Raw genomic sequence first — 22,363 nt, 5'->3', positions numbered from 1 at the left:
TGCATTGATTTAAATCATAAATATTCCAATGCCTTTACAAAAAGGTATTTGGCTTGTTTAACGGAGTCGTAAACACATGGGTGTAGATATCAGTCGCCTAAGTAACGGTTTGACTATCGCCACATATACAATGCAACAAATTGATAGTGTAGCGCTTGGAATATGGGTTAAAGTAGGCTCACGCAATGAAACTTTGACACAACATGGTATCGCTCATCTCCTCGAACATATGGCTTTCAAAGGAACTGAAAACCGCACAGCTCGTCAGATAGCAACTGATATTGAAGATGTTGGCGGTGAAATCAATGCAACCACCAGTACTGAAACAACTGCCTATTTTGCGCGTGTGCTCAAAAATGATATCCCGCTTGTTATTGATATTCTAGCCGATATTTTGATGTTTTCAAAATTTGATGAAGATGAATTAGAACGAGAAAAACAAGTCATTTTTCAGGAAATTGGTGCCGCTCGTGATATTCCTGATGATATTGTTTTTGATCACTTTACTGAGACAGCCTTTCGTCATCAGCCCCTTGGTCGCTCTATTTTAGGCACACCCAAAACAATCCAATCTTTTACATCTGCTGATCTCCATAATTTCATGAATAAACAATATAGTGCAGACCGTATGATCGTAGTTGCAGCAGGAGCTGTAGAACATGAAAATTTCCTGCAAGAAGTTGAAAGCCGTTTTAGCACTTTTCGTTCCCACTCAATAGCTCCTCTTACCAACCTCGCGAATTATGTCGGTGGTGATTTTCGTGAATATCGTGATTTAATGGACACACAAATTGTTCTTGGTTTTGAGGGACGCGCTTATCATGCACGTGACTTTTATGCTGCCCAAATTCTTTCAATTATTCTTGGTGGAGGCATGTCATCACGTCTTTTCCAAGAAGTAAGAGAAAAACGTGGATTATGTTATTCTATTTATGCTTTTCATTGGGGCTTTTCAGATACTGGGCTTTTTGGCATTCACGCCGCTACAGGACAAGAGAGACTAAAGGAGTTGCTTCCCGTGATTCTTGATGAACTCTCTAAGGTAAGCAAAAATATTCATGCTACTGAACTTCAACGAGCACAAGCACAATATCGTGCTAACCTCACAATATCACGAGAAAGTCCGTCTAGTCAGGCGCAACTTATTGCCCGCCAAATACTTCTTTATGGTCGACCAATTCCAATATCTGAAACAATTGAACGCTTAGAGCTTATTACCACCCAAAGATTAACTGATCTTGCTAATCGTCTTTTCATCAACTCTATACCGACATTAGCAGCTGTCGGTCCTGTTGGCCCTCTCATGAATTTTGATGATTTAACATCAACTCTTTCATACAATATAAAGTAAAATTTAATACAGTTTTTCTAAACGCTTTAGGAGATATTTGAGATATCTAAAAGTGCTTTTAAAAACAATGGATAATAATAACATGCATATGTTTTATTATAAAAGTCATTACAAAAATCCCTTTTACTGAATAAGTTTGGGGAATATTCATCAAAGAGGTGTACAAAACTACCCAATTTACGCTCCATGTGATAAAGAGTTTGATAAATGAAGGTATACGTGAAATCTGAAAACTAATGGTTTAATTTTTCTCTCTAAAAATAAAGTTCCATAATTTTAAACCCTACTGAGGTAAACAGATATCTGATCTATCTTCATGTAAAATTTTGTGATTTTTCAAAAGAAAATGACAGCTGCTTTATGTGAAATAAATTGTAAAAGGTAAACATATTTTCTCGAGAATCTAAATTTAAATTAAATATCCTAAAATATTGAGAGTAAAACATTGTGAAGAGTTTGCGTAAAATAATTGATATCATTTTTTTTGTAATAATCAGCTCTTTTGTACACTTTACATCAGCACTGGCAATTGAGCCAGTTAAAATTTCTTCTCAAGATGCTGCTCTTGACCTCTCAAAAGCAATCGAAATACACCATACAAATAGCTCTATCTTTCAAACAAGTACAGCACCAGGACCAGATGGAATTGTATGGCGCATTGAGGTTCAGGCAAAAAGTGAAAATTTTTCTGGTAACTGGGCAGTATTTTCTCTTGCAAATCCAACAGATGAACAAATTGACCGGCTTATCGTTGCTCCCCATTATCGTATGGCTCATTCAGGCTTTCTGTGGCCTGACCTTGGATCACCGCGGATTCAATCCATCACTCCAAGCGAAGGTTTTTCTCTTGATCGTCAAGCTAGTACAAACTCAGATATTTTTCGAATTACACTAAACCCTGGGACCGTCGTTACATTTGTTGCCGAGCTTAACTCTGCAAATTTACCGCAAATCTATTTATGGCAACCTGAAGCCTATAAGGATGCAATCAATTCTTATACGCTTTATCATGGTATTCTTCTTGGTATATCAGGTCTTTTAGCACTCTTATTAACTGTACTCTTCGTTGTTCGTGGAACAGGTCTCTTTCCTGCAACAGCTGCTATTGCTTGGGCGGTTCTTTTTTATATTGGCATCGACTTCAACTTTCTAAATAAATTTTTTGCAGTTACATTTACAACGCAACCGATTTGGCGTGCTGGAACAGAAGTAGGTCTGGCTGCTACACTTTTCATTTTTCTCTTCACTTATCTATGTCTTAATCGCTGGCACTATCATTTCAGTTATGGTGCAATTGCGTGGACTATAGCTCTTTGTGGTTTGGGAGCATTTGCTATTTATGATCCAACCAGAGCAGCTGGAATTGCTCGTTTGTCATTTGGACTCACCGCTGCAATTGGTGTACTTTTAATTAGCTATTTTTCGATCAGAAACTATGACCGTGCAATCATGCTTATTCCAACATGGTTGCTTATTAGTTTTTGGTGCTTTGGAGCTTATGCTTGCATAGCGGGTCATTTAGATAATGATATTATACAACCGGCTTTAGCAGGGGGATTAGTACTCATTGTTCTTCTCATTAGCTTTACTGTCATGCAACAAACTTTTTCCAATGATGCTTTCCATGAAGGAATATTTTCGGACCTCGAACAACAAGTGTTGGCGGCAAAAGGAGCTGGAAATATTATCTGGGATTGGAATGTTGAACGTGATCGTATTATTGTTCACCCAGACATGGCAACCCTCTTTGGTTCTGGCACCCACAAACTTAATGGAACTATGCGCAACTGGATTTCAGCTTTACACCATGATGACCGTGAGCGTTTTCAGGCTATATTAGATATTATTCTTAAAAATAAAAAGGGACGCATTGATCAAATTTTTCGACTTTCTTTCGGTGGTGGCTATTATCATTGGTTTTCTCTCCGTGCACGTCCAGCTATGCAAAAAGATGGAAAAATTACGCGTGTCATTGGGACCATTGTCAATATTACTAACCATAAAAAAGCCGAAGAACGCTTATTGCATGATGCAATTTACGACAGCTTAACGGGACTGCCTAACCAACAAATTTTTTTCGACAGGCTACAAAACTATACCTCTTTAGCTAAAGCAAATATCAAAATTAGACCAACCGTCTTTATGATTGACTTTGACAATTTCCGTCAAATTAATCGCAAATTAGGAATAGCTGTCGGTGATACTGTACTGCTCATTATAGCGCGCCGTTTGAGTCGTCTTATTAACTTTCAAGATACTTTGTCACGTCTTTCCGCAGATCGTTTTGCAATCATTTTACTCAGCGAAACCGAACCACAAAAAATTGCAGCATTTGCAGATCATCTACATAAAACAATCTCAGCCCCCATTTCACTTACAGAAAAAAAAATAACGCTTTCAACATCCATTGGACTGGTCACGTGGAATGAAAGTAGATCGACTGCCAAAGATATCTTAAATGATAGTGAATTAGCGATGATCCGTGCAAAACAAATGGGGGGTAACCATATTGAACCTTTTCGTCCTAATTTTCGCACGTTAGGCCTCGAACATAACGCCATGGTGCAAGATATTCATCATGCTATAAAACGTAATGAAATAAAAATCCTCTATCATCCTATTCTCAATTTATCTGATGGACTCATTATTGGTTTTGAAACAATTGTAGAATGGCATTCTCCAAATTATGGAAATTTAAATGTCTCTGATTTTATCAAGATCGTAGAAAACGAACAAATCGTTATGGATTTGGCACAATTTATTATCGATAATGCTGTTATTGATCTTACAAATATACAAGACAAATTCTTTCAACAATCTTTTTTTATTTCAATCAATTTACCAAGCACGGAAATGGTTCATCCTCGCTTTATAAGTCAATTGCGCTCCGCTTTGCTCCGTCACCCACTCAATAAAGGAGGCTTGATGATAGAAATATCTGAGTTTGTCTTAAGAAAAAATCCTGAACAATCGGCGCACTTTCTTGAACAAATTAAAGCTCTAGGAATGAATCTCGCATTGGATAATTTTGGAACAGGTTATTCATCACTTGCCTATCTCGTCCGTTATCCATTTGATATGGTTAAATTGGACCGTTCACTTATCTCTATCGATTCACCTAAGAAAAAACTTGTTCTCAAATCCATTATTAATATAGCAACTGATCTTAACTTGCAAATCATCGCAGAAGGTGTTGAAAATGAAAAAGAAGCGATCTTCCTACGCCAAGAAGGCTGTAAATATGTTCAAAGCACACTTGTCACTAAGCCTATTGCTATCGAAGAATTAATTACTCTCATTCAAAATCATTTCTCTTATAAAATCAAAACATAGATGAGTAGGATACAGTTTAATACAAAACTCGTGAAATAGTAAAACCCTCTACGCATGACCCATTTCAGAAACAAGACAAGTCGGATTAATTCCCATGCGAATCAAACTTTCATTATACTTGCAATTTAAATTGTTTTCAAAAAGAAAATTAGGCGATGTAGAGCTGATTAACCAACCATTTCTAGAAATTTCTGCTTCAAGCTGTCCCGCTTTCCAACCAGCATAACCTAATGCTACTAACGCATGTTGAGGGCCTTTTTCGCAACTGATCGCTTTTAATATATCAATAGTCGCAGTAAAGCATATCTTATCTGCAACAAGAACAGTTTCTTCACAAGTATAATCATCCGAATGAAGCACAAAACCACGGGAAGGATCAACAGGGCCACCATAGCGTACGGGAAAATTTTTTATCGGTTCAGAAAGATGCTTTTTTTGAGCACTGTCTATTACCCCAAGATGTAGCAAAAGCTCAGGAAAATCAATATGGTGTAATTGATTAAGAATAATCCCCATAGCACCAGCATCAGAATGTGCACAAACATAAATAACAGAACGAATAAAGCGTTTGTCATTCATTCCAGGCATTGCTATAAGCAACTGTCCACCTAAAAAGCCATTACACTGCTTCATCAATCTGTTACTCTCCATAATTTACATGTTAAAACTCAATTCAATTCATACAACAAGAAAATAAAGCTCCAATGAAAAAAATTCAAATATTTATAAATTTACAAAGTATTTCAATTTTCTTTCATAAAAAGCTTTTAATTACTATAAAATTAATATTCGCAGTTTTAGGATTACTTAACTTCTCTGTAAGCGCTCAAACAGAACAAAAATCATATCTTTTTGCAACACCCTGGTATGAATCAGATGGTGGCCGCATTAGATTAGCTATCACCCACCCATCCTTTTCTGGAATCAGAAACGGTATTATTGAAGTTATGCTTAAACCTGGATGGAAAACCTACTGGCGTAATCCAGGCAATTCAGGTATGGCACCATTTTTTAATTTCAAGCAAAAAGTTTCTTATGAAATATTTTATCCTACACCACAACTTTATGAAACAGAAAATGACTGGTCAATAGGTTATAAAAATAAAGTTTTATTGCCTTTTACCATCTCCGATGCTAACAGCAATTTAACTGGTTCTTTAACTCTTGGATTATGTAATAAAATTTGTCTTCCATTTACTGTTAACTTCAATTTTTCTTCAACCATTCAAAAGAACAAACGCCTCCCTTCATCATTGCTAAAGAAGGCTCAAAATGCTTTACCCCGCACAACCGATCATACATTCAAAATAAGCACTGAAAAAGATAAAAATACCCTCTTCATCAAAATACAAAATAACAATAAAATTATACCGACCTCTCTCTTTTTAGATGGAGGAGAAATGCAAATTGGACCAGCAAAAAAAATAAGTGATAACGGTGAGTATACACTTTTTAGCGCCCCCATCTATTTCATACCAGAGGAAACAAACCAAAAAATTTTTTATACAATTTCCTTTAAAGATCGTGCCTTAAGTGGAACATTTACACTCCAGACGCAATCAAATCCTACTGTTATTCCGTGATAAAAGAGAAAGCTTTCCTAGATAATGATTATGCCAAAAAGTATCCATTTTCTCGATATTCGGTAATTGCTTTACGTGCAAGCGCGTCTGCACGTTCATTATCTGGATGGCCAGCATGGCCTTTTACCCAGTGCCACCTGACAGTATGACGAGAACAAACATCCTCAAGCACTTGCCATAACTCTCTATTTTTAACAGTTTTTTTTGATACAGTACGCCAATTATTCTTCTTCCATCCTTCAAGCCATACAGATATACCGTTGCGCACATAAACTGAGTCCGTATAAAGATCAACATAACAAGATTCTTTAAGTGCTTTCAATGCACAAATCGCTGCCATCAGTTCCATTTGATTGTTGGTTGTTTGCACTTCTCCACCATAAAGCTCCCGTTCATGATCATTCCAGCGTAAAATTGCTCCCCAGCCTCCTACTCCAGGATTACCTGAGCAAGCACCATCTGTATAAATTTCTACGTTTTTCTGTTGATTTAACATAAAATTCAAAAACCTAATTCACTCAGTGAACCTACATTACTGAAAAAACAAAGCTTGTGCCAATATTCCCACGGATCTTTCTTAACTACAAAACTACCGGGCGGTATATTAAACCAATCATAAAGGCGTGTGAGTAAAAAACGCAAAGCTGCTCCACGTGTCAACAAAATAATTGCGTCCACTTCTAAAGACATCAAAGGCCTTATTTTTTGATAACTTTCTAATAGCCCACGTGCTTTGCTCAAATTATAGGAATAATGATTTTCAAAACACCATGCATTCAAGCAGATAGCTAAATCATAAGCATAAAAATCATTACAAGCAAAATAGAAATCTATAATACCAGAAAGACGATGGTTTAAAAAAAATACATTATCATTAAATAAATCAGCATGAATAATGCCTGTTGGCAAATTAGATGGCCAATTTTCTTCTAAAAAAGTCAATTCCGTATCAATTTTTGGCCCAAATTCTTCCAACAATGGATTTTTTCTCATTTGGCAGTGTTCCCACAACGGTTTCCAATCTACGAGAGAAAGAGTATTCCTACGACGAAGCGAAAAGTCCTGTCCTGCTAAATGCAGTTGTGCTAAACTATTACCCACTTCACAGCAATGATATACATGAGGATGATGGACCAACTTCCCTTCAAGAAAAGTAATAATAGCAGCAGGACGCCCTGCTAATTCACCGATCATCGTTCCATCATTTTGAATTACTGGTTGAGGACAAAGAATTCCACGCTGCCCTAGATGTTGCATAAGGCTACAAAAAAAAGGCAAATCGTCTCTTAAAACACGCTTCTCATAAAGCGTCAAAATAAATCTTCCTTTTGTTGTATATAGTATAAAATTAGAATTTTCGGTACCCTCCGTTATACCTTGATAGGATAGAAGTGAACCTATTGAATAACATGTCAAAAATATTTTCAAATCATTTGGATGAATATTTGTATAAACCGCCATTAGTCTGCTTTCGTTGTAGACATTTATATATCTTGTTTTTCGTTTTTTAGCGTTTCAGCTCGACCATTAACAAAAGCCATATCTTGAGGGATTAAAATGACATCACGCAATTCGCGATTAACTAAAAATGTTTCCGTTTCTACTGCAGTTCCAGTTAATTCTATTTTAACGACATAACGCTTACAAAAAGCTGAAATAATTTCATCAACAATAATTTCAGGAGCAGAAGCTCCTGCTGAAAGACTTACGACGGAAAGAGATCCAAGATGATCAAAATTAATTTCGTTAACACTTTGCACTAAAAGAGCCTGCCGCGCACCAAATTTCTCAGCAACCTCTACTAAACGCTGTGAATTAGAAGAATTTGGTGCACCAACAATTAAAAATAAATCACTTCCTAATGCTGCCATTTTAACAGCTTCTTGCCGATTCGTGGTAGCATAGCAAATTGATTCAGCAGCAGGTGGTTCCAACATAGGAAAACGTCGTTGCAAGACGTCAAGAATTTCCGCTGTATCTTCAACAGAAAGTGTTGTTTGCGTGACAAAACCCAATTTTTGTGGATCATCTGGTTGATAACATAAAGCATCCTTTACCGTCTCAATTAACGTAACAGCCCCTTTTTCAAGTTGTCCCATCGTTCCTATCACCTCAGGATGGCCAGAATGACCAATCAATATAACATGACGGCCATGCCGCTGATGCCGTATCGCCTGTTTATGAACCTTAGAAACCAATGGACATGTGGCATCAAGATAAAACAAATTATATTGACGGGCCTCTTCTTGTACGGTTTTTGGCACCCCATGGGCAGAAAACACCACAGGTTGGCTACGGCCTTCCTCTGGGATCTCATCTAGTTCTTCAACAAAAACAGCCCCACGCTGCTGCAATCCCTCAACTACATAACGATTGTGCACAATCTCATGACGAACATAGATTGGAGCCCCATATTTTTTTAATGCAAGAAGGACAATTTGAATAGCGCGATCAACCCCTGCACAAAACCCACGCGGAGTACAAAGACGCATTGTTAAAGGAGGAAGTACAGACATAAATTATCCCTAATATCTATAGCTTTTATTACATATCTTAACATACTATTGCTATACATTACGTAGACAATACAGTAGATAGGCAGGACAAAAAATTCCGAGACATTACCTTCTATATAACTATATGAAACAGCATTCCAACGTTTCTTAAATTATTATTGTATCTTATTAATACTAATTTTTGCTACCTGACTGCATCAAACTTAAGAAATTACAAAACTCCAAACTAGAGATTCAATTAAAAGAACTCCGAATATAGTAGCTAAATAAAATAATGAAAAGAAAAACGTTTTTTTTGCCATCAAAATAGTTGCGTCATACGTATCGGATTTCCATAAACGATAAGCAAAATAAATAAAGATAATACTCAAAATTGTCGAGAAAATACCATAGGAAACTCCTGCGAAACCAGTAATAAAAGGTCCAGAAGCGCATATTGCCATAAGAATAGTATAAAATAAAATCTGTGCTTTTGTTGAACGCTCACCTCTTACATTAGGCATCATAGGAATACCTGCTGTTTCATAATCAAGAGCTGAAAACAAGGAAAGAGACCAAAAATGTGGTGGAGTCCACATAAAAATGATTAAAAATAATAAAAAGCTCTCAATATTCACTGTACCCGTTGCTGCAGCCCATCCAATCATAGGTGGGAAAGCTCCAGCTGCACCACCAATAACGATATTTTGGGGCGTTATACGCTTTAACCAAATTGTATAGACAACAATATAAAAGAAGATTGTAAATGCAAGAAGAAGTGCTGCAAACCAATTAGTGCTCCCCCCCATAATTAATACCGAAAGTGTAGAAAGAACTATACCAAAAAGAAACGCCTTCTTGGCACTTATTTTACCATTAGGAATGGGGCGTTTTTTGGTACGTTCCATCACTGCATCAATGTCAGCATCATACCACATATTAAGTGCCCCCGCACCCCCTCCGCCCCCAGCAATACACAAGATCGCCAAAAAACCATAAAACGGATTTATAGAGACAGGTGATACGAGCAATCCAACTAGAGCTGTAAACACAACAAGTGACATAACCCGTGGTTTCAATAACGTAATATAATCATAAATACTCGATTTTGGTGAGAGCAATTTACCATTGTCAGTTGGTAATTCTTCTGAAACAGACATTCTTTTTAAAGACCTCTTCCATCTCTGTCACACACAAACAAACAAATATTGTCTAGCATATACGAATAGCTAAATAATATGAGTACTTTTATATAGGATATCTCTTTTATACATATTTATTAGAAACAGATAGAAGCATTTGCAATAAAAATACATTTTTTCTTACATCCATTTAAAAATGTATCATAAAAATAAAACCTGTTCCCGCAAACATTATAAAACAATGTTAAAAGATTTTTCTTTTACAAGCTACTGTTTTTTTTAATCTTTCTTTTCTTTCGTGTATATAGACTAATATGTTTTGGTAGATACTAGTTTTGTGTTATATTCAGTTCGAAAATTTATTTTTTATGTAACTCTATGCATAATAGTGTAGCAGTAATTGGATTAGGGCTTTCTGTGATACTTTATAAATTGCTAAAAAAAACTTTTTTTTCTGGTGTTATTATTTACACACTTTATAATATTTCTATCAACTACGCGAATGCACAAACGTTTAATACACAAAATGTCCCTGCCCCACAAACCTATGGAGCATGGACAAAAGTCTGTTCTTTACCACCAGGTACGCCTAATATACAATGTGAAGTTGTACAAAACATACACACACAAAATCGCCATGACATTACCTTTCGTGTTACGTTTTATAAACTCCCTAAAAATCAAGGGGCTTTGATGCGCGTTTTCGTTCCGATTCGTGTTGAATTACGTTTTGGTGTTGGACTAAAAATTGATGATAAAGATATGGGAAAAATGGAATATCGTCGCTGTCTTGGTGATAATTGTGTTGCTGAAGCTCTTCTTAAAGAAGATATACTACAACTGTTTTTAAAAGGTAAAAGAGCAACCTATTTCATCTTCACAACTCCCGAGCAAGGAATTGGAGGCCTTATTGATCTCCAGGGACTTAGTGATGCCTATGCAACTTTACCAACATAATATGATTATGCCTTCACCAATCAAAGCATCTCAGAGTTCGTTTGTTAGCTTTTCGCACAAAACAAGTAGAAATCTTGCAAACATAATAAAATAGGATAGCCACTATGAAATCTCTAATTGACTATTTCGATATTTCTTCTTCTAAAGTGCAATCACTTGTACAAGAATCTCTTCGCAATGCTGATGATGGTGAACTTTACCTCGAATATACAGAAAGTGAAGCCCTTTTATTTGATAATGGACAACTTAAAAATGGTTCATTTCATCAAAATATGGGATTTGGTCTACGCGTTGTTTCTGGTGAAGCTACTGGATATGCGCATTCTAGTGAATTATCGGCTGCAGCGCTCAAACGCGCTAGTGAAGCAGCGAAAACCGTTATATATAATAATCATTCAGGGCCTTATAGCGCAGCACCTCAAAAAACAAACAAAAGGCTTTATCAACCACATAACCCTCTTGATGACCCGTCATTTGAAGAAAAAAGTGCACTCTTGCAAAAAATTGATGCCTATTTACGGGCAAAAAATGATAAATTGCATCAAGTTACTGTTTCTCTCTCTGGTTCACTACAGCATGTTGAAATTTTACGGGCAGACGGATATCTGGTTCGTGATATACGTCCTCTTGTACGACTTTCTATATCTGTGGTTGCTGCTGAAGGTAATCGGCGTGAAAATGGCTTCTACGGATGTGGTGGACGACAAGCATTTAGCCAATTCATCAGTGAAGAAAATTGGAAAAAAGCTGCTGATGAAGCTTTGCGTATGGCTCTCATAAACTTAGAGGCAGAAGCAGCACCTGCAGGAACATTTGATGTGGTCTTAGCTAATGGATGGCCTGGTGTTATGCTTCATGAAGCTGTAGGCCATGGTCTGGAAGGAGACTTTAATCGTAAAAAAACCTCTGTGTTTTCTGAACTTTTTGGTCAACAAGTTGCCGCAAAAGGTGTTACAATTGTTGATGATGGTACAATTCCTCAGTGCCGTGGTTCACTCACTGTTGATGATGAAGGAACCCCTTCAGGGTATAATATTCTTATTGAAGATGGCAAACTCGTTGGCTTTATGCAAGATAGACTCAATGCTCGGCTTATGGGTGTTAATCCAACTGGAAATGGACGCCGTGAATCCTATGCACATGTACCAATGCCAAGGATGACAAATACGATAATGCTAGGAGGAGATAAAACGCCTGAAGAAATTCTCTTTTCACTAAAAAATGGTATCTATGCTGTTTCATTTGGTGGAGGACAAGTTGATATTACTTCTGGGAAATTTGTTTTTGAATGTACTGAAGCCTATCGAGTAGAAAATGGCAAAATTATAACACCAATCAAAGGGGCAACTCTTATTGGAAACGGGCCAGATGCTATGAAACGTATCACAATGATTGGTAATGATAGCAAACTTGATAATGGTGTCGGTATGTGTGGAAAAGCCGGACAAAATGTTCCTGTTGGCGTCGGACAACCTCATTTGCGAATTAATAATATGACAATTGGTGGAACAGCACTTTCGTGAAATATACCAATTTAATTTAACTAAAAAATTCTCAACGGAATTTGAAAAATTTTCAATTTCGGCTAGAGTTTCCAGCTCGCTTTTGCTTTGCGCTTACTTAAAAATGCGATAATTTCAACATGTGGTGACCATAAAAACTGATCAATCGGTATGATTTGTTCTACTGTATAGCCACCTGCAACAAGTAGAGATAAATCACGAGCAAATGTAATAGGATTACATGAAATTGAAACTATACGGGGTATTGTTGTCTTAGCCAATTCACGTACTTGTTCTTCGGCACCAGCACGTGGCGGATCAAAAACAACACATTCAAAACACTCAAGTTCCTTCACAGAAAGTGGACGACGGAAAAGATCCCGTTTTTCACAAGTTACTGTTTTTAAACCAGTCGCAAAACGTGCTGCTAAATCTAAATTCGCTAACGCCGCACCATCATTCTCTACCGCATGAACATTCATCTTTTTAGCCATACGTAAGGTAAATGTTCCTATTCCTGAAAACAAATCAAGAGCATTCTTTGCTTTTCTTAAATGAGTCAAAATAATTTTGCCCATGATATTTTCTGCTTCAAAAGTTGCTTGGAGAAAACCTCCAGTGGGAAATTCAACACAAACATCCCCGAAGTAAATCAATGGCTTTTCTCGTTCAACCAAAACTTCACCTTCAACAGATAAACGTGTAATTCCACATGCAAGCGCCATATGAACTATTTTCTGACGAATAGGCTCATGGCGTATAATACAACCGCTTACAGCGACATCTAAACCATTTGCAACGTATGTTATCGTAATGTGAAATCGTTTGGCATAATTGCTCAGAAAAGCGCACAATTTCCTAATATCATCTAATTTAGATATAATTTCTGGACAGCTCACTGGACATTCCTCAAGAGCTACAATTTCATGAGAAAGATGACGATTAAAACCTATTCTATAGCCTTGTGGTGTTATAGATGCTGTTAGAGTAATTCGTCGACGGCTATAGGGTTTACACCTGATTAAAGGCGAAACAACAACATCAAGACCACATTCTTTCAGCGCATCAACAACCAGTTGTCTCTTCCACACGCGATAAGCATCGGCACGCCAATGCTGAAGTGTACATCCGCCACATTCTCCAAAATGCTGGCAAAGAGGCTGAATGCGTTCTGGGGATTTTTTCTTTAATGCTACGAGTGTAGCGTATTTTCTATGAACGGCGATTTCGGCACATTCTCCTGGTAAAGTAAAAGGAACATAAACCAAGCCATGCAATGTTTTGATGACACCATGACCATTTGCTCCAATATGGTCGATTATGACGTTATCATTCACTCTTGCTTTTCTCCGAATAACAAATATTCCAAATTACCATCACCACCTGCAATAGGTGAGGGAAGCAAACCTTTTGCACTCCATCCTTTTTGCGTGTTCAGCCAATAAAAAAGTCGTTCAGCAGTTTCTTTAGCTATTGCTGGATCTTTTATTATCCCCCCCTTACCAAGTTGTTGACGGCCAACCTCAAATTGAGGTTTTATCAATAAAACGGCCTGTGCTCCCTTTTTAGCTAAAGACAAAATAGGAGGTAATGCAAGTTTAAGAGAAATAAAGCTGACATCTAAGACAATAAGGTCAATTTTCCGCCCGCCTAAATGTTCCTGTTTTAAATCTCTAACATTTAAGCCTTCTAATAAGGTTATCGCACTGTTGTCAGATAAACGCGCATCCAATTGATTATGACCAACATCAACAGCAATAACATGAGCCACACCACGTTCTAAGAGAACTTGTGTAAAACCACCTGTCGATGCACCGATATCAATAGCAGTCACTTTATTCGTTACAATCGGAAATGCATCAAGTGCACTGATCAATTTTAACGCTGCACGTGAAACATAATTCTGTGCTGGATCACAAACTACAATTTCTGCATCATCAAAAATGATTTGTCCAGCCTTTAAAATTATTTTGCCATTAACTTTAATGGTTTGACGCATAATAGCATCACGTGCTCGTGAGCGAGTTGTAAAAAAGTTTTTCTCAACTAAAAGAACATCAAGCCTTTTTTTTATGGCCATCTCATACTCGAATTTTCTGTACTGTTCTAATCTTGCGTCCTAAAGCAGTAAAAACCGTATTGACAATGCCAACAGCATCAAGCCCTATACGTGAAAGAACTTTCTCTGGTAGACCATGATTTAAATATTCATCAGGAAATTTTAATGTGCGAACTTTCAAACCATGTTCTAAAAGCCCTTCTTGTGCTAAAAATTGTAATAAGTGCGCACCAAATCCGCCTATTGCGCCTTCTTCAATTGTTATTAATACTTCATGCTCACGTGCTAAACGACGCATCAAATCCTTATCCAAAGGCTTCGCAAACCGTGCATCTACAACCGTCGTAGACAATCCTTCTGCTCCCAATGCATCAGCCGCCACCAACACTTCTGACATCCGCGTTCCAAAACAAACCAAAGCGATTCTGTTTCCCTCACGCAAAATACGTCCTTTTCCAATCTCTAATAACTCACCACGCTGCGGTAAATCCATGCCAACACCTTCACCACGCGGATAACGAAAAGAAACCGGTCCCTGATCATAAGCTGCAGCAGTACGTACCATATGCATCAGTTCGACTTCATCAGAAGGTGCCATAACAACAAATTCAGGAAGAGTAGACAAAAAAACAATATCAAAACTGCCAGCATGCGTCGCACCATCTGCACCTACAAAGCCTGCTCGATCAATCGCAAAACGCACAGGTAATCTCTGAATCGATACATCATGAATAATCTGATCATAAGCGCGCTGTAAAAAAGTAGAATAAATTGCAACAAAAGGCTTATATCCTTCACAAGCAATGCCAGCAGCAAAAGTTACTGCATGTTGCTCCGCTATACCAACATCAAACATTCTTTCAGGAAATTTTTCAGCGAAAGCATCAAGGCCTGTCCCTGTAGGCATTGCGGCCGTTATACTGACAATCTTATCATCATGCACAGCTTCTTCTATTAAAGCCTTAGAAAATACCTTAGTGTAGGGAAGAGCATTGCTTGGCGCTTTAACCTGTTGACCTGTTATAATATCAAAACGATTAACACCATGATATTTATCAGAGGATGCTTCCGCAGGTGCATATCCCTTGCCCTTATGTGTAACTACATGTACCAAAACGGGGCCACTTGGATATTCACGAACATTTTTTAAAACAGGCAATAAATGTCTTAAGTTATGGCCATCTATGGGTCCAACATAGTAAAAACCAAGCTCTTCAAACAAGGTTCCTCCAACCAAAAGACCACGTGCAAATTCCTCTGAACGACGTGCTTTCTCTAAAAAAAACTTGGGCAATTTTTTGCTTAGTACCTTTACCCTTTCGCGCAAACTACGGTAAGCGGGTCGAGAAACCAATCGTGCAAGATGTGCACTCATAGCACCTGTAGGTGGGGCAATAGACATATCGTTATCATTAAGAACAATAATCAAACGTGCATCTAAAGCACCAGCATTATTCATCGCTTCATAAGCCATACCAGCAGACATAGCACCATCACCAATTACAGCAATGATGTTCCGCCTTTCCTCCTGTTTCAAAGCACTTGCCACTGCCATGCCAAGACCAGCTGAAATAGAAGTAGAAGAATGACCCGCACCAAATGGATCATACACACTTTCTGAACGCTTCGTAAAACCTGATAAACCGCCTTCTTGACGCAATGTGCGTATTTGATCTCTACGCCCCGTTAAAATTTTATGTGGGTAAGCTTGGTGACCAACATCCCAAATAATCCTATCCTCAGGTGTATTAAAAACATAATGCAACGCAACAGTGAGCTCAACAACACCAAGCCCAGCACCAAGATGACCACCTGTTACGGAAACTGCATCAATTGTTTCTGTTCGCAACTCAGCAGCTAACCTTACCAAATCAGATTCAGGCAATGCCCGCAAATCATGTGGTAAAAAAATACGATCAAGTAATGGCGTCAACACCTGAGACAAAAAAAACTCCTTAAATATTATCTCATCAGGAGAACGAAATGGTAAGAATATACTTCCTCCCTTCTTCCGTTTACAGCTTTATATATTTTTACTGGAAAACGTCTTCTATTGGTGCGATGTATAGTTTTTCCCATTTACTTATTTATTTCATTAAAAAAACCGATAAAACGCATTCCCTTAAACTAAATTACTAGCATCTCCTGCTCTGCAATAAATATTCTAAATTACTCAATATTATTCAGAATCAAGCGGCTTTACACTTTCTGGAGAACCTCCCTCTGAAAGCTGAATTTTCTCAACTTTAGCTTCAGCCGCTTTCAAAAGCTTCTCACAATATTTTTTAAGAGATTCACCACGCTCATAAATATCAATTGACTGTTCTAAAGGAATATCCCCACGTTCTAAATTTTCAACAATCACTTCAAGTTGCTTAAGCGCTTCTTCAAAACTTAATGCTGTAATATCTCCCTTTTCTATTTCTTGTTTCATGTAATCCTCACAAAATATCTGTTCTGGATATACGAATTCCAAAACTTTCTAAATCTTTATAATGATACTCTTTAGGAGCATAAATAATAACAGAGCTAATTCCTAAATGTCTCAAAATCTGTGACCCTAAACCAATTTGGTGCCATTCTTCTTCGCGTTCAATTGCCTGCATATGGTTTTCTGAATTTTCTCTCCCCATCCCCTGCATACCAACAGATGATAGTACACCAACAGATCCTTTACGCAAATAAACAAAAACACCACGTTTTTCTTTTTCCATCATACGCTGTATGATAGTTGTAATATCTGATTGACCAAAAATATCGTTCAAAATGTTTTCACGATGCAAATATATAGGAATATTTTTACCATTACAGATATCACCAAAAATGATTGCAACATGTTGAATGGTTTCCCAAGGAAGTTGATAACTTTGAACAATGGCCGATCCTATTGATGTTTGAATATGCATTTCTCCAACATGCTTGATCAATATTTCCTTACGTTGCCGATAAGCAATCAAATCTGCAACCGTTATTATATGCAATCGATTATCTTGTGCAAACTTTGTAATTTCATCTCCGTGTTTAATACTCCCATCATCATTGACCAGCTCACCAATAACACCAACTGGCGGCAAACCAGTTAATTTACATAAATCAACAGCTGCCTCCGTATGACCTGAACGCATAAAGACCCCTCCCTCATGCGCAATCAAAGGAAAAATATGACCGGGACGTACAAAATCATTCGGACCAGCATTGGAATTAGCAAGATTACGCACTGCTAAAGTTCGGTCATAGGCTGAAATTCCCGTTGTTATGCCATGTTTAAAATCAACAGTAACAGTAAATTGGGTACGATGCACAGAGTTATTATCTGATACCATAGGAACAAGATTAAACCGTTGCGCTTCTTCTTTTGGCATAGGAGCACAAACAATACCTGTTGTATGACGAATGATAAATGCCATCTTTTCTTCTGTACAATGAGCTGCAGCAATAGTTAAATCACCTTCATTTTCACGGTCGTTATCATCGGTAACCACAACAATTTCACCGCGTTCAAAAGCTCGAAGTGCAGAAACAATTTTTTTTTCATCATACGCCATTATTCACCTTTCGAATCACCCAACCTGACCGCGATGCCTTAGATAATGATCAGCAATAGCACAAGCAACCATCGCTTCACCAATAGGAACAGCGCGAATCCCAACACAGGGATCATGACGTCCCTTCGTTACAACGTTTACATCATTACCATCAATATCTATTGAACGACGAGACATTAAAATTGATGAAGTAGGCTTCACAGCAAAACGTGCAATGATTGGTTGCCCACTTGATATTCCACCTAAAACTCCGCCCGCGTGATTGGACAGAAAGAGTGGTTTTCCATCACTTCCCATCCGCATTTCATCTGCATTTTCTTCTCCCCTCAAGTGAGCCGCTGCAAAACCATCACCTATTTCGACACCCTTCACTGCATTAATCGACATGAGTAATGATGCAATGTCTTGATCAAGTTTTGCATAAATAGGTGCACCCAAACCTGCCGGAACATTTTCTGCAACAATCTCAACAACAGCACCAACAGATGAACCATCTTTACGAACTTTATCGATATAATCACTAAAAACTTGTACCATCTCTGCATCAGGCGTAAAAAAAGGATTGTTATTAATCTCTGCCCAATTCCAACGATTGCGATTAATAGTGTGAGGACCAATTGCTATCACAGCTCCCCGCACAAGCAAATCAGGAACAATTTTACGAGCAATAGCTCCCGCAGCAACACGAGCAGCCGTCTCACGTGCTGAAGCACGCCCACCCCCACGAAAATCACGGATCCCATATTTAACATCATAAGTATAATCTGCATGACCAGGACGATATTGATGAGAAATTGAGCCATAATCCTTAGAACGTTGATCCGTATTCTGAATCAACAGAGAAATTGGCGTACCCGTTGTCACCAATGTAGTCCCATCGTCCTGAACTATAATCCCTGAAAGTATTTCTACTTGATCTAACTCTCTACGCTGCGTTGTATATTGAGATTGTCCCGGTCTACGTTTATCAAGATAAAATTGAATTTCTGAAAGAGTAAAAATAATCCCTGGAGGACAACCATCAATGACACACCCAAGAGCAGCTCCATGACTTTCACCCCATGTTGTTACACGAAACAAATGACCAAATGTATTATGCGACATAAAAAATGATCCGTTTCTCCGGCAAACATACGCAATTACAACATATGTTGAGTTGTACACGAACAGCCTCTATTTCAAAATACCGTCGGCCGTCTTAAATTTGGTCACATCACCACTGTCAAATAAAACCTTGCAAACCAAACTTTTATTCTTTAACGACAGAAATGTCTGGTGCATCAACAGCTTTCATACCTATGATGTTATAACCTGAATCCACATGATGTACTTCACCCGTAACAGAACGAGACAAATCTGAAAGAAAGTAAAGAGCAGAATCACCCACTTCTTCGATTGACACCGTACGACGTAGAGGAGCATTATATTCATTCCACCTTAAAATATAACGGAAATCACCAATACCAGAAGCTGCTAACGTTTTGATTGGCCCAGCAGATATAGCATTAACACGAATACGTTGAGGACCTAAGTCTACTGCGAGATATTTCACACTCGCTTCAAGAGCTGCTTTTGCAACACCCATCACATTATAATTAGGAACAACCTTTTCTGCACCATAATAGCTCAATGTTAAAATTGAACCACCATCAGTCATCAATTTTTCTGCTCGTTTTGCCAGAGCCGTTAAGGAATAAACAGAAATATTCATGGTCATCATAAAGTTCGATTCACTAATATCAATATAACGACCGCTTAATTCATCCTTGTCAGAAAAACCAATAGCATGAACTAAAAAATCAATTTTTCCCCATTTTTTCTCTATAGCTTCAAAAATCGCATCAATAGATGCGCTATCCGAGACATCACAATGACCGCAAACGAATCCTTTTACTTCCTCAGCCAAAGGTTCAACCCGCTTTTTTATCGCCTCCCCCTGATAAGTAAAAGCAAGGTCTGCTCCAGCCATACTAGCTGCTTTTGCTATCCCCCAAGCGATAGAGCGATTATTGGCTAATCCCAAAATTAAACCACGCTTGCCGTACAATAAACCATTACTCTTAGCCATCAGCACTGTCCTATTGTTACTTAAAATCAATATTATTTATCTGCCTATGGCATAGGTCAACTTTTTCTTCAAGTAATTGGTTTAAGATCAGACAAAAACTACGCTTTAACATAATTCACAAATTAATCTTTTTGCATTTGTAAGAACTGTTCTAACGCAGCATCTCCCCCTTCCGGCAACATGATACGAACATGTACATAAAGGTCGTCTCTTGTACCGTTTTTTAAACGCAACCCTTTTCCTTTCAATCGTAAAACACGATCAGAACTTGACCAAGCAGGAATAGTTAAAACCACGCGCCCTTCCAAAGTCTCAATTTCCTCTTTTGCTCCCAGAACAGCGTGTTTAAGGGAAACAGGTAAATCAAGATGGAGTGCTCTTCCTTCCATCCGTAAACGAGGATGTTTTTGAATCTGTATGGTTACCAACGCATCTCCTGCTGGCCCACCAAAAGGCATCTCTTCTCCCTGACCTTTTAAACGAATAGTTTGGCCGTCTTCAATATAAGATGGAAGCTTAATTTTTAATTTTTTTCCATTAGGGAAAACAGCCTCCACCTTTTCTGCTCCAACCATCTGCTCCAATGTGATGGAAAGATTGGCACGAACATTAGCTCCTTGTTGAGGATGATTATATTGTGCAGAATTTGAAAAGCTTCCTCTTCTGCCAAACAAATCGCGAAAAATATCACTCGTATCAAAACTTGCACTACCGCTAGAACCAAAATCAAAACTTTTCGCCCCTCCTGAAAAAGGATTATGGCTATTGCTAAAATTTTCACCACTACCATAAGCTTGATAAAGCGGTTTTCCTTCCATATCAATTTCACCTCTGTCAAATTGAGCTTTTTTGTCTTTATCACCTATAATTTCATAAGCTTGATTAATTTCAGAAAACTTCTCTTTAGCTTTTACATCATCCATATTATGATCTGGGTGATACTTCTTTGCTAATTTTCTAAATGCCGATTTAATCTCTTGCGGTTTTGCGGTACGTGCCACACCCAGAATCGTGTAGGGATCACGCATATTGTCCTCTTTTCAATCTTTTTGTTTTCAAAATATCAACTGATATGTTGTTCAATATCCCTCATAATTTCATCAGTCTATTTTTTAAGAATAGTCCGTCCTTTCTTTATATGTCTATAAAGAAACTAAAATACTAGATAAAATAGATATTTTATTTAAAAAAACTCATTGTATTCTATGCTAAAAACAACAATGATTTAAATATTATATAAGAGTATAGGTGTTGACATTGGCTTTTTGAAATAAAAAACAACCCTTTATTGCTTAATGGCAAAGGAAACTAAAGAGCTTTTCACTCATACTCACTGACATATGGAAACCCTATGAGCAATAAAACACAAATAGACGATGATTTTACGCAAATGCAAAAACCTTTTGCACTTTTTGCAAAATGGCTTGAAGAAGCAACAGTAAGCGAAATAAATGATCCTAATGCTATGGCATTAGCAACAGTTGATGAAACGGGATTGCCTAATGTTCGTATGGTTCTTCTCAAAGATTACAGCTCTCAAGGTTTTGTCTTCTACACAAATTATGAAAGCCAAAAAGGACAAGAAATTTTAAAATCAATGAAAGCATCCTTAGGTTTTCATTGGAAATCGCTTTGCCGTCAAGTCAGAATTCGGGGAATTGTTGAAAAAGTCAGTGCCCAAGAAGCAGATACGTATTTTCAATCGCGGCCACGAGGTAGCCAAATTGGTGCATGGGCGTCCAAACAATCTCGACCACTAGAAAACCGTTTTGTCCTCGAAAAAGCAATTGCCCAATATACAACACGTTATGCACTTGGACATATCCCACGTCCACCTTATTGGTCTGGATTTCGTGTTAAACCCCTTTCTATTGAATTCTGGTGTGATCGTCCGTTTCGTTTACATAACCGCTTGCTCTTTACACGCGATTCGGTTGATTATAATAATTGGCAAAAACAAAAACTTTATCCCTAATCTCCAAACTTTGATCATTATGAGAATTTTGTCCTCATAATAATGAAATAACATTTTGCAAAATTAAAGATTATATCATTGATTTGAATTTAAATTAGAGAATCGCAGCTTCTATGGAAGATTTTAAAAAAGATTATATTTTAACGACTTAATCAAAACAAAGAGCTAAATTCAGTTGACTGTTAGTGAAGTAATCAGCAACATTTAATAGAGCATAAAAAAACAAAATGACCTTGTACATTTCAATCCTAATGACATACATTGGAAATGTACAATTTACATTAAAGTAAAAATGATTGATTCGGATATCCTTACCAAACCTGTGGTTAGTCTATTCTAGAAAAAGGTAAAAC

At 37.6% G+C, this 22,363-nt stretch carries 19 protein-coding genes; 6 read left to right on the top strand and 13 right to left on the bottom strand.

The annotated features are described in order from the left end of the window. Nucleotides 1–76 precede the first annotated feature (76 nt). Entirely contained in the window at nucleotides 77–1,351 is a 1,275-nt protein-coding gene (locus tag HWV54_RS05690; RefSeq protein ID WP_005865839.1) for a M16 family metallopeptidase, read from the top strand. 447 nt (nucleotides 1,352–1,798) lie between these two features. Further along, a complete protein-coding gene (locus HWV54_RS05685; RefSeq protein WP_005865841.1) occupies nucleotides 1,799–4,684 on the top strand; it encodes an EAL domain-containing protein in 2,886 nt (961 codons plus the stop codon). A 48-nt stretch (nucleotides 4,685–4,732) separates the two neighbouring features. Here the strand turns inward: HWV54_RS05685 and HWV54_RS05680 are convergent, their stop codons facing one another. Then, the gene (locus tag HWV54_RS05680; RefSeq protein ID WP_005865843.1) at nucleotides 4,733–5,317 is read right to left on the bottom strand and encodes a YqgE/AlgH family protein; all 585 of its coding nucleotides are present in this window, start codon (nucleotides 5,315–5,317) and stop codon (nucleotides 4,733–4,735) included. A 71-nt stretch (nucleotides 5,318–5,388) separates the two neighbouring features. Here HWV54_RS05680 and HWV54_RS05675 point away from each other — a divergent pair, with 71 nt between their 5' ends. Beyond that, complete coding sequence (locus tag HWV54_RS05675; RefSeq protein ID WP_005865845.1) at nucleotides 5,389–6,267, top strand: protein-disulfide reductase DsbD domain-containing protein; 879 nt, start codon at nucleotides 5,389–5,391, stop codon at nucleotides 6,265–6,267. A 28-nt stretch (nucleotides 6,268–6,295) separates the two neighbouring features. Here HWV54_RS05675 and rnhA read toward each other — a convergent pair whose 3' ends face one another. The 4 genes from rnhA to cyoE all read right to left on the bottom strand — a co-directional run bounded on the left by rnhA (nucleotide 6,296) and on the right by cyoE (nucleotide 9,922). After that, entirely contained in the window at nucleotides 6,296–6,763 is a 468-nt protein-coding gene (rnhA, locus tag HWV54_RS05670; protein ID WP_005865847.1) for a ribonuclease HI, read from the bottom strand. 5 nt (nucleotides 6,764–6,768) lie between these two features. Continuing rightward, nucleotides 6,769–7,728 carry a homoserine kinase gene (locus tag HWV54_RS05665; RefSeq protein ID WP_005865849.1) on the bottom strand — a complete coding sequence of 320 codons (960 nt, stop codon included), beginning with the start codon at nucleotides 7,726–7,728 and terminating at the stop codon, nucleotides 6,769–6,771. Nucleotides 7,729–7,751: 23 nt separating this feature from the next. Further along, a complete protein-coding gene (ispH, locus tag HWV54_RS05660) occupies nucleotides 7,752–8,783 on the bottom strand; it encodes a 4-hydroxy-3-methylbut-2-enyl diphosphate reductase (RefSeq protein WP_005865851.1) in 1,032 nt (343 codons plus the stop codon). Between the two features lie 203 nt (nucleotides 8,784–8,986). Continuing rightward, nucleotides 8,987–9,922, bottom strand: coding sequence for a heme o synthase (gene cyoE / locus HWV54_RS05655; RefSeq protein ID WP_005865852.1), 936 nt, complete (start codon nucleotides 9,920–9,922; stop codon nucleotides 8,987–8,989). A 360-nt stretch (nucleotides 9,923–10,282) separates the two neighbouring features. Here cyoE and HWV54_RS05650 point away from each other — a divergent pair, with 360 nt between their 5' ends. Together HWV54_RS05650 and tldD are read left to right on the top strand one after the other, a co-directional pair. Continuing rightward, nucleotides 10,283–10,861, top strand: coding sequence for an invasion associated locus B family protein (locus tag HWV54_RS05650; protein WP_005865854.1), 579 nt, complete (start codon nucleotides 10,283–10,285; stop codon nucleotides 10,859–10,861). Nucleotides 10,862–10,965: 104 nt separating this feature from the next. Continuing rightward, nucleotides 10,966–12,384 (top strand): metalloprotease TldD, encoded by a 1,419-nt coding sequence (gene tldD / locus HWV54_RS05645; RefSeq protein ID WP_005865856.1) that lies wholly within the window; start codon nucleotides 10,966–10,968, stop codon nucleotides 12,382–12,384. 62 nt (nucleotides 12,385–12,446) lie between these two features. On the opposite strand, the gene HWV54_RS05640 is transcribed toward tldD, so the two are convergent. From HWV54_RS05640 to HWV54_RS05605, 8 genes are all read right to left on the bottom strand, one after another. Beyond that, nucleotides 12,447–13,700: a class I SAM-dependent RNA methyltransferase gene (locus HWV54_RS05640; protein WP_005865858.1), complete on the bottom strand. Its 1,254-nt coding sequence runs from the start codon at nucleotides 13,698–13,700 to the stop codon at nucleotides 12,447–12,449. Beyond that, nucleotides 13,697–14,443 (bottom strand): TlyA family RNA methyltransferase, encoded by a 747-nt coding sequence (locus HWV54_RS05635; protein WP_005865859.1) that lies wholly within the window; start codon nucleotides 14,441–14,443, stop codon nucleotides 13,697–13,699. Before HWV54_RS05635 ends, HWV54_RS05640 begins: the two co-directional genes overlap by 4 nt. 1 nt (nucleotide 14,444) lies before the next feature. Further along, nucleotides 14,445–16,367, bottom strand: a complete 1,923-nt coding sequence (gene dxs / locus HWV54_RS05630) for a 1-deoxy-D-xylulose-5-phosphate synthase (RefSeq protein ID WP_005865861.1) — start codon at nucleotides 16,365–16,367, stop codon at nucleotides 14,445–14,447. A 234-nt stretch (nucleotides 16,368–16,601) separates the two neighbouring features. Continuing rightward, nucleotides 16,602–16,856 carry an exodeoxyribonuclease VII small subunit gene (locus HWV54_RS05625; RefSeq protein WP_005865863.1) on the bottom strand — a complete coding sequence of 85 codons (255 nt, stop codon included), beginning with the start codon at nucleotides 16,854–16,856 and terminating at the stop codon, nucleotides 16,602–16,604. Nucleotides 16,857–16,863: 7 nt separating this feature from the next. After that, the gene (ribB, locus tag HWV54_RS05620) at nucleotides 16,864–17,967 is read right to left on the bottom strand and encodes a 3,4-dihydroxy-2-butanone-4-phosphate synthase (RefSeq protein ID WP_005865865.1); all 1,104 of its coding nucleotides are present in this window, start codon (nucleotides 17,965–17,967) and stop codon (nucleotides 16,864–16,866) included. Between the two features lie 15 nt (nucleotides 17,968–17,982). Continuing rightward, complete coding sequence (gene aroC, locus HWV54_RS05615) at nucleotides 17,983–19,071, bottom strand: chorismate synthase (protein ID WP_005865867.1); 1,089 nt, start codon at nucleotides 19,069–19,071, stop codon at nucleotides 17,983–17,985. 145 nt (nucleotides 19,072–19,216) lie between these two features. After that, nucleotides 19,217–20,035, bottom strand: a complete 819-nt coding sequence (gene fabI, locus HWV54_RS05610) for an enoyl-ACP reductase FabI (RefSeq protein WP_005865869.1) — start codon at nucleotides 20,033–20,035, stop codon at nucleotides 19,217–19,219. A 122-nt stretch (nucleotides 20,036–20,157) separates the two neighbouring features. Then, nucleotides 20,158–21,063 (bottom strand): DnaJ C-terminal domain-containing protein, encoded by a 906-nt coding sequence (locus HWV54_RS05605; RefSeq protein ID WP_005865871.1) that lies wholly within the window; start codon nucleotides 21,061–21,063, stop codon nucleotides 20,158–20,160. A gap of 323 nt (nucleotides 21,064–21,386) precedes the next feature. Between HWV54_RS05605 and pdxH the strand changes: the two genes are divergently transcribed. Then, entirely contained in the window at nucleotides 21,387–22,010 is a 624-nt protein-coding gene (gene pdxH, locus HWV54_RS05600; RefSeq protein ID WP_005865873.1) for a pyridoxamine 5'-phosphate oxidase, read from the top strand. The last annotated feature ends 353 nt before the right edge of the window (nucleotides 22,011–22,363 follow it).

Origin of the sequence: Bartonella alsatica (assembly GCF_013388295.1) — a bacterium.
Lineage (GTDB): Bacteria > Pseudomonadota > Alphaproteobacteria > Rhizobiales > Rhizobiaceae > Bartonella > Bartonella alsatica.
Note: the sequence above shows the minus strand (reverse complement) of the source record. Positions and strands in the feature narration are given on the sequence as shown.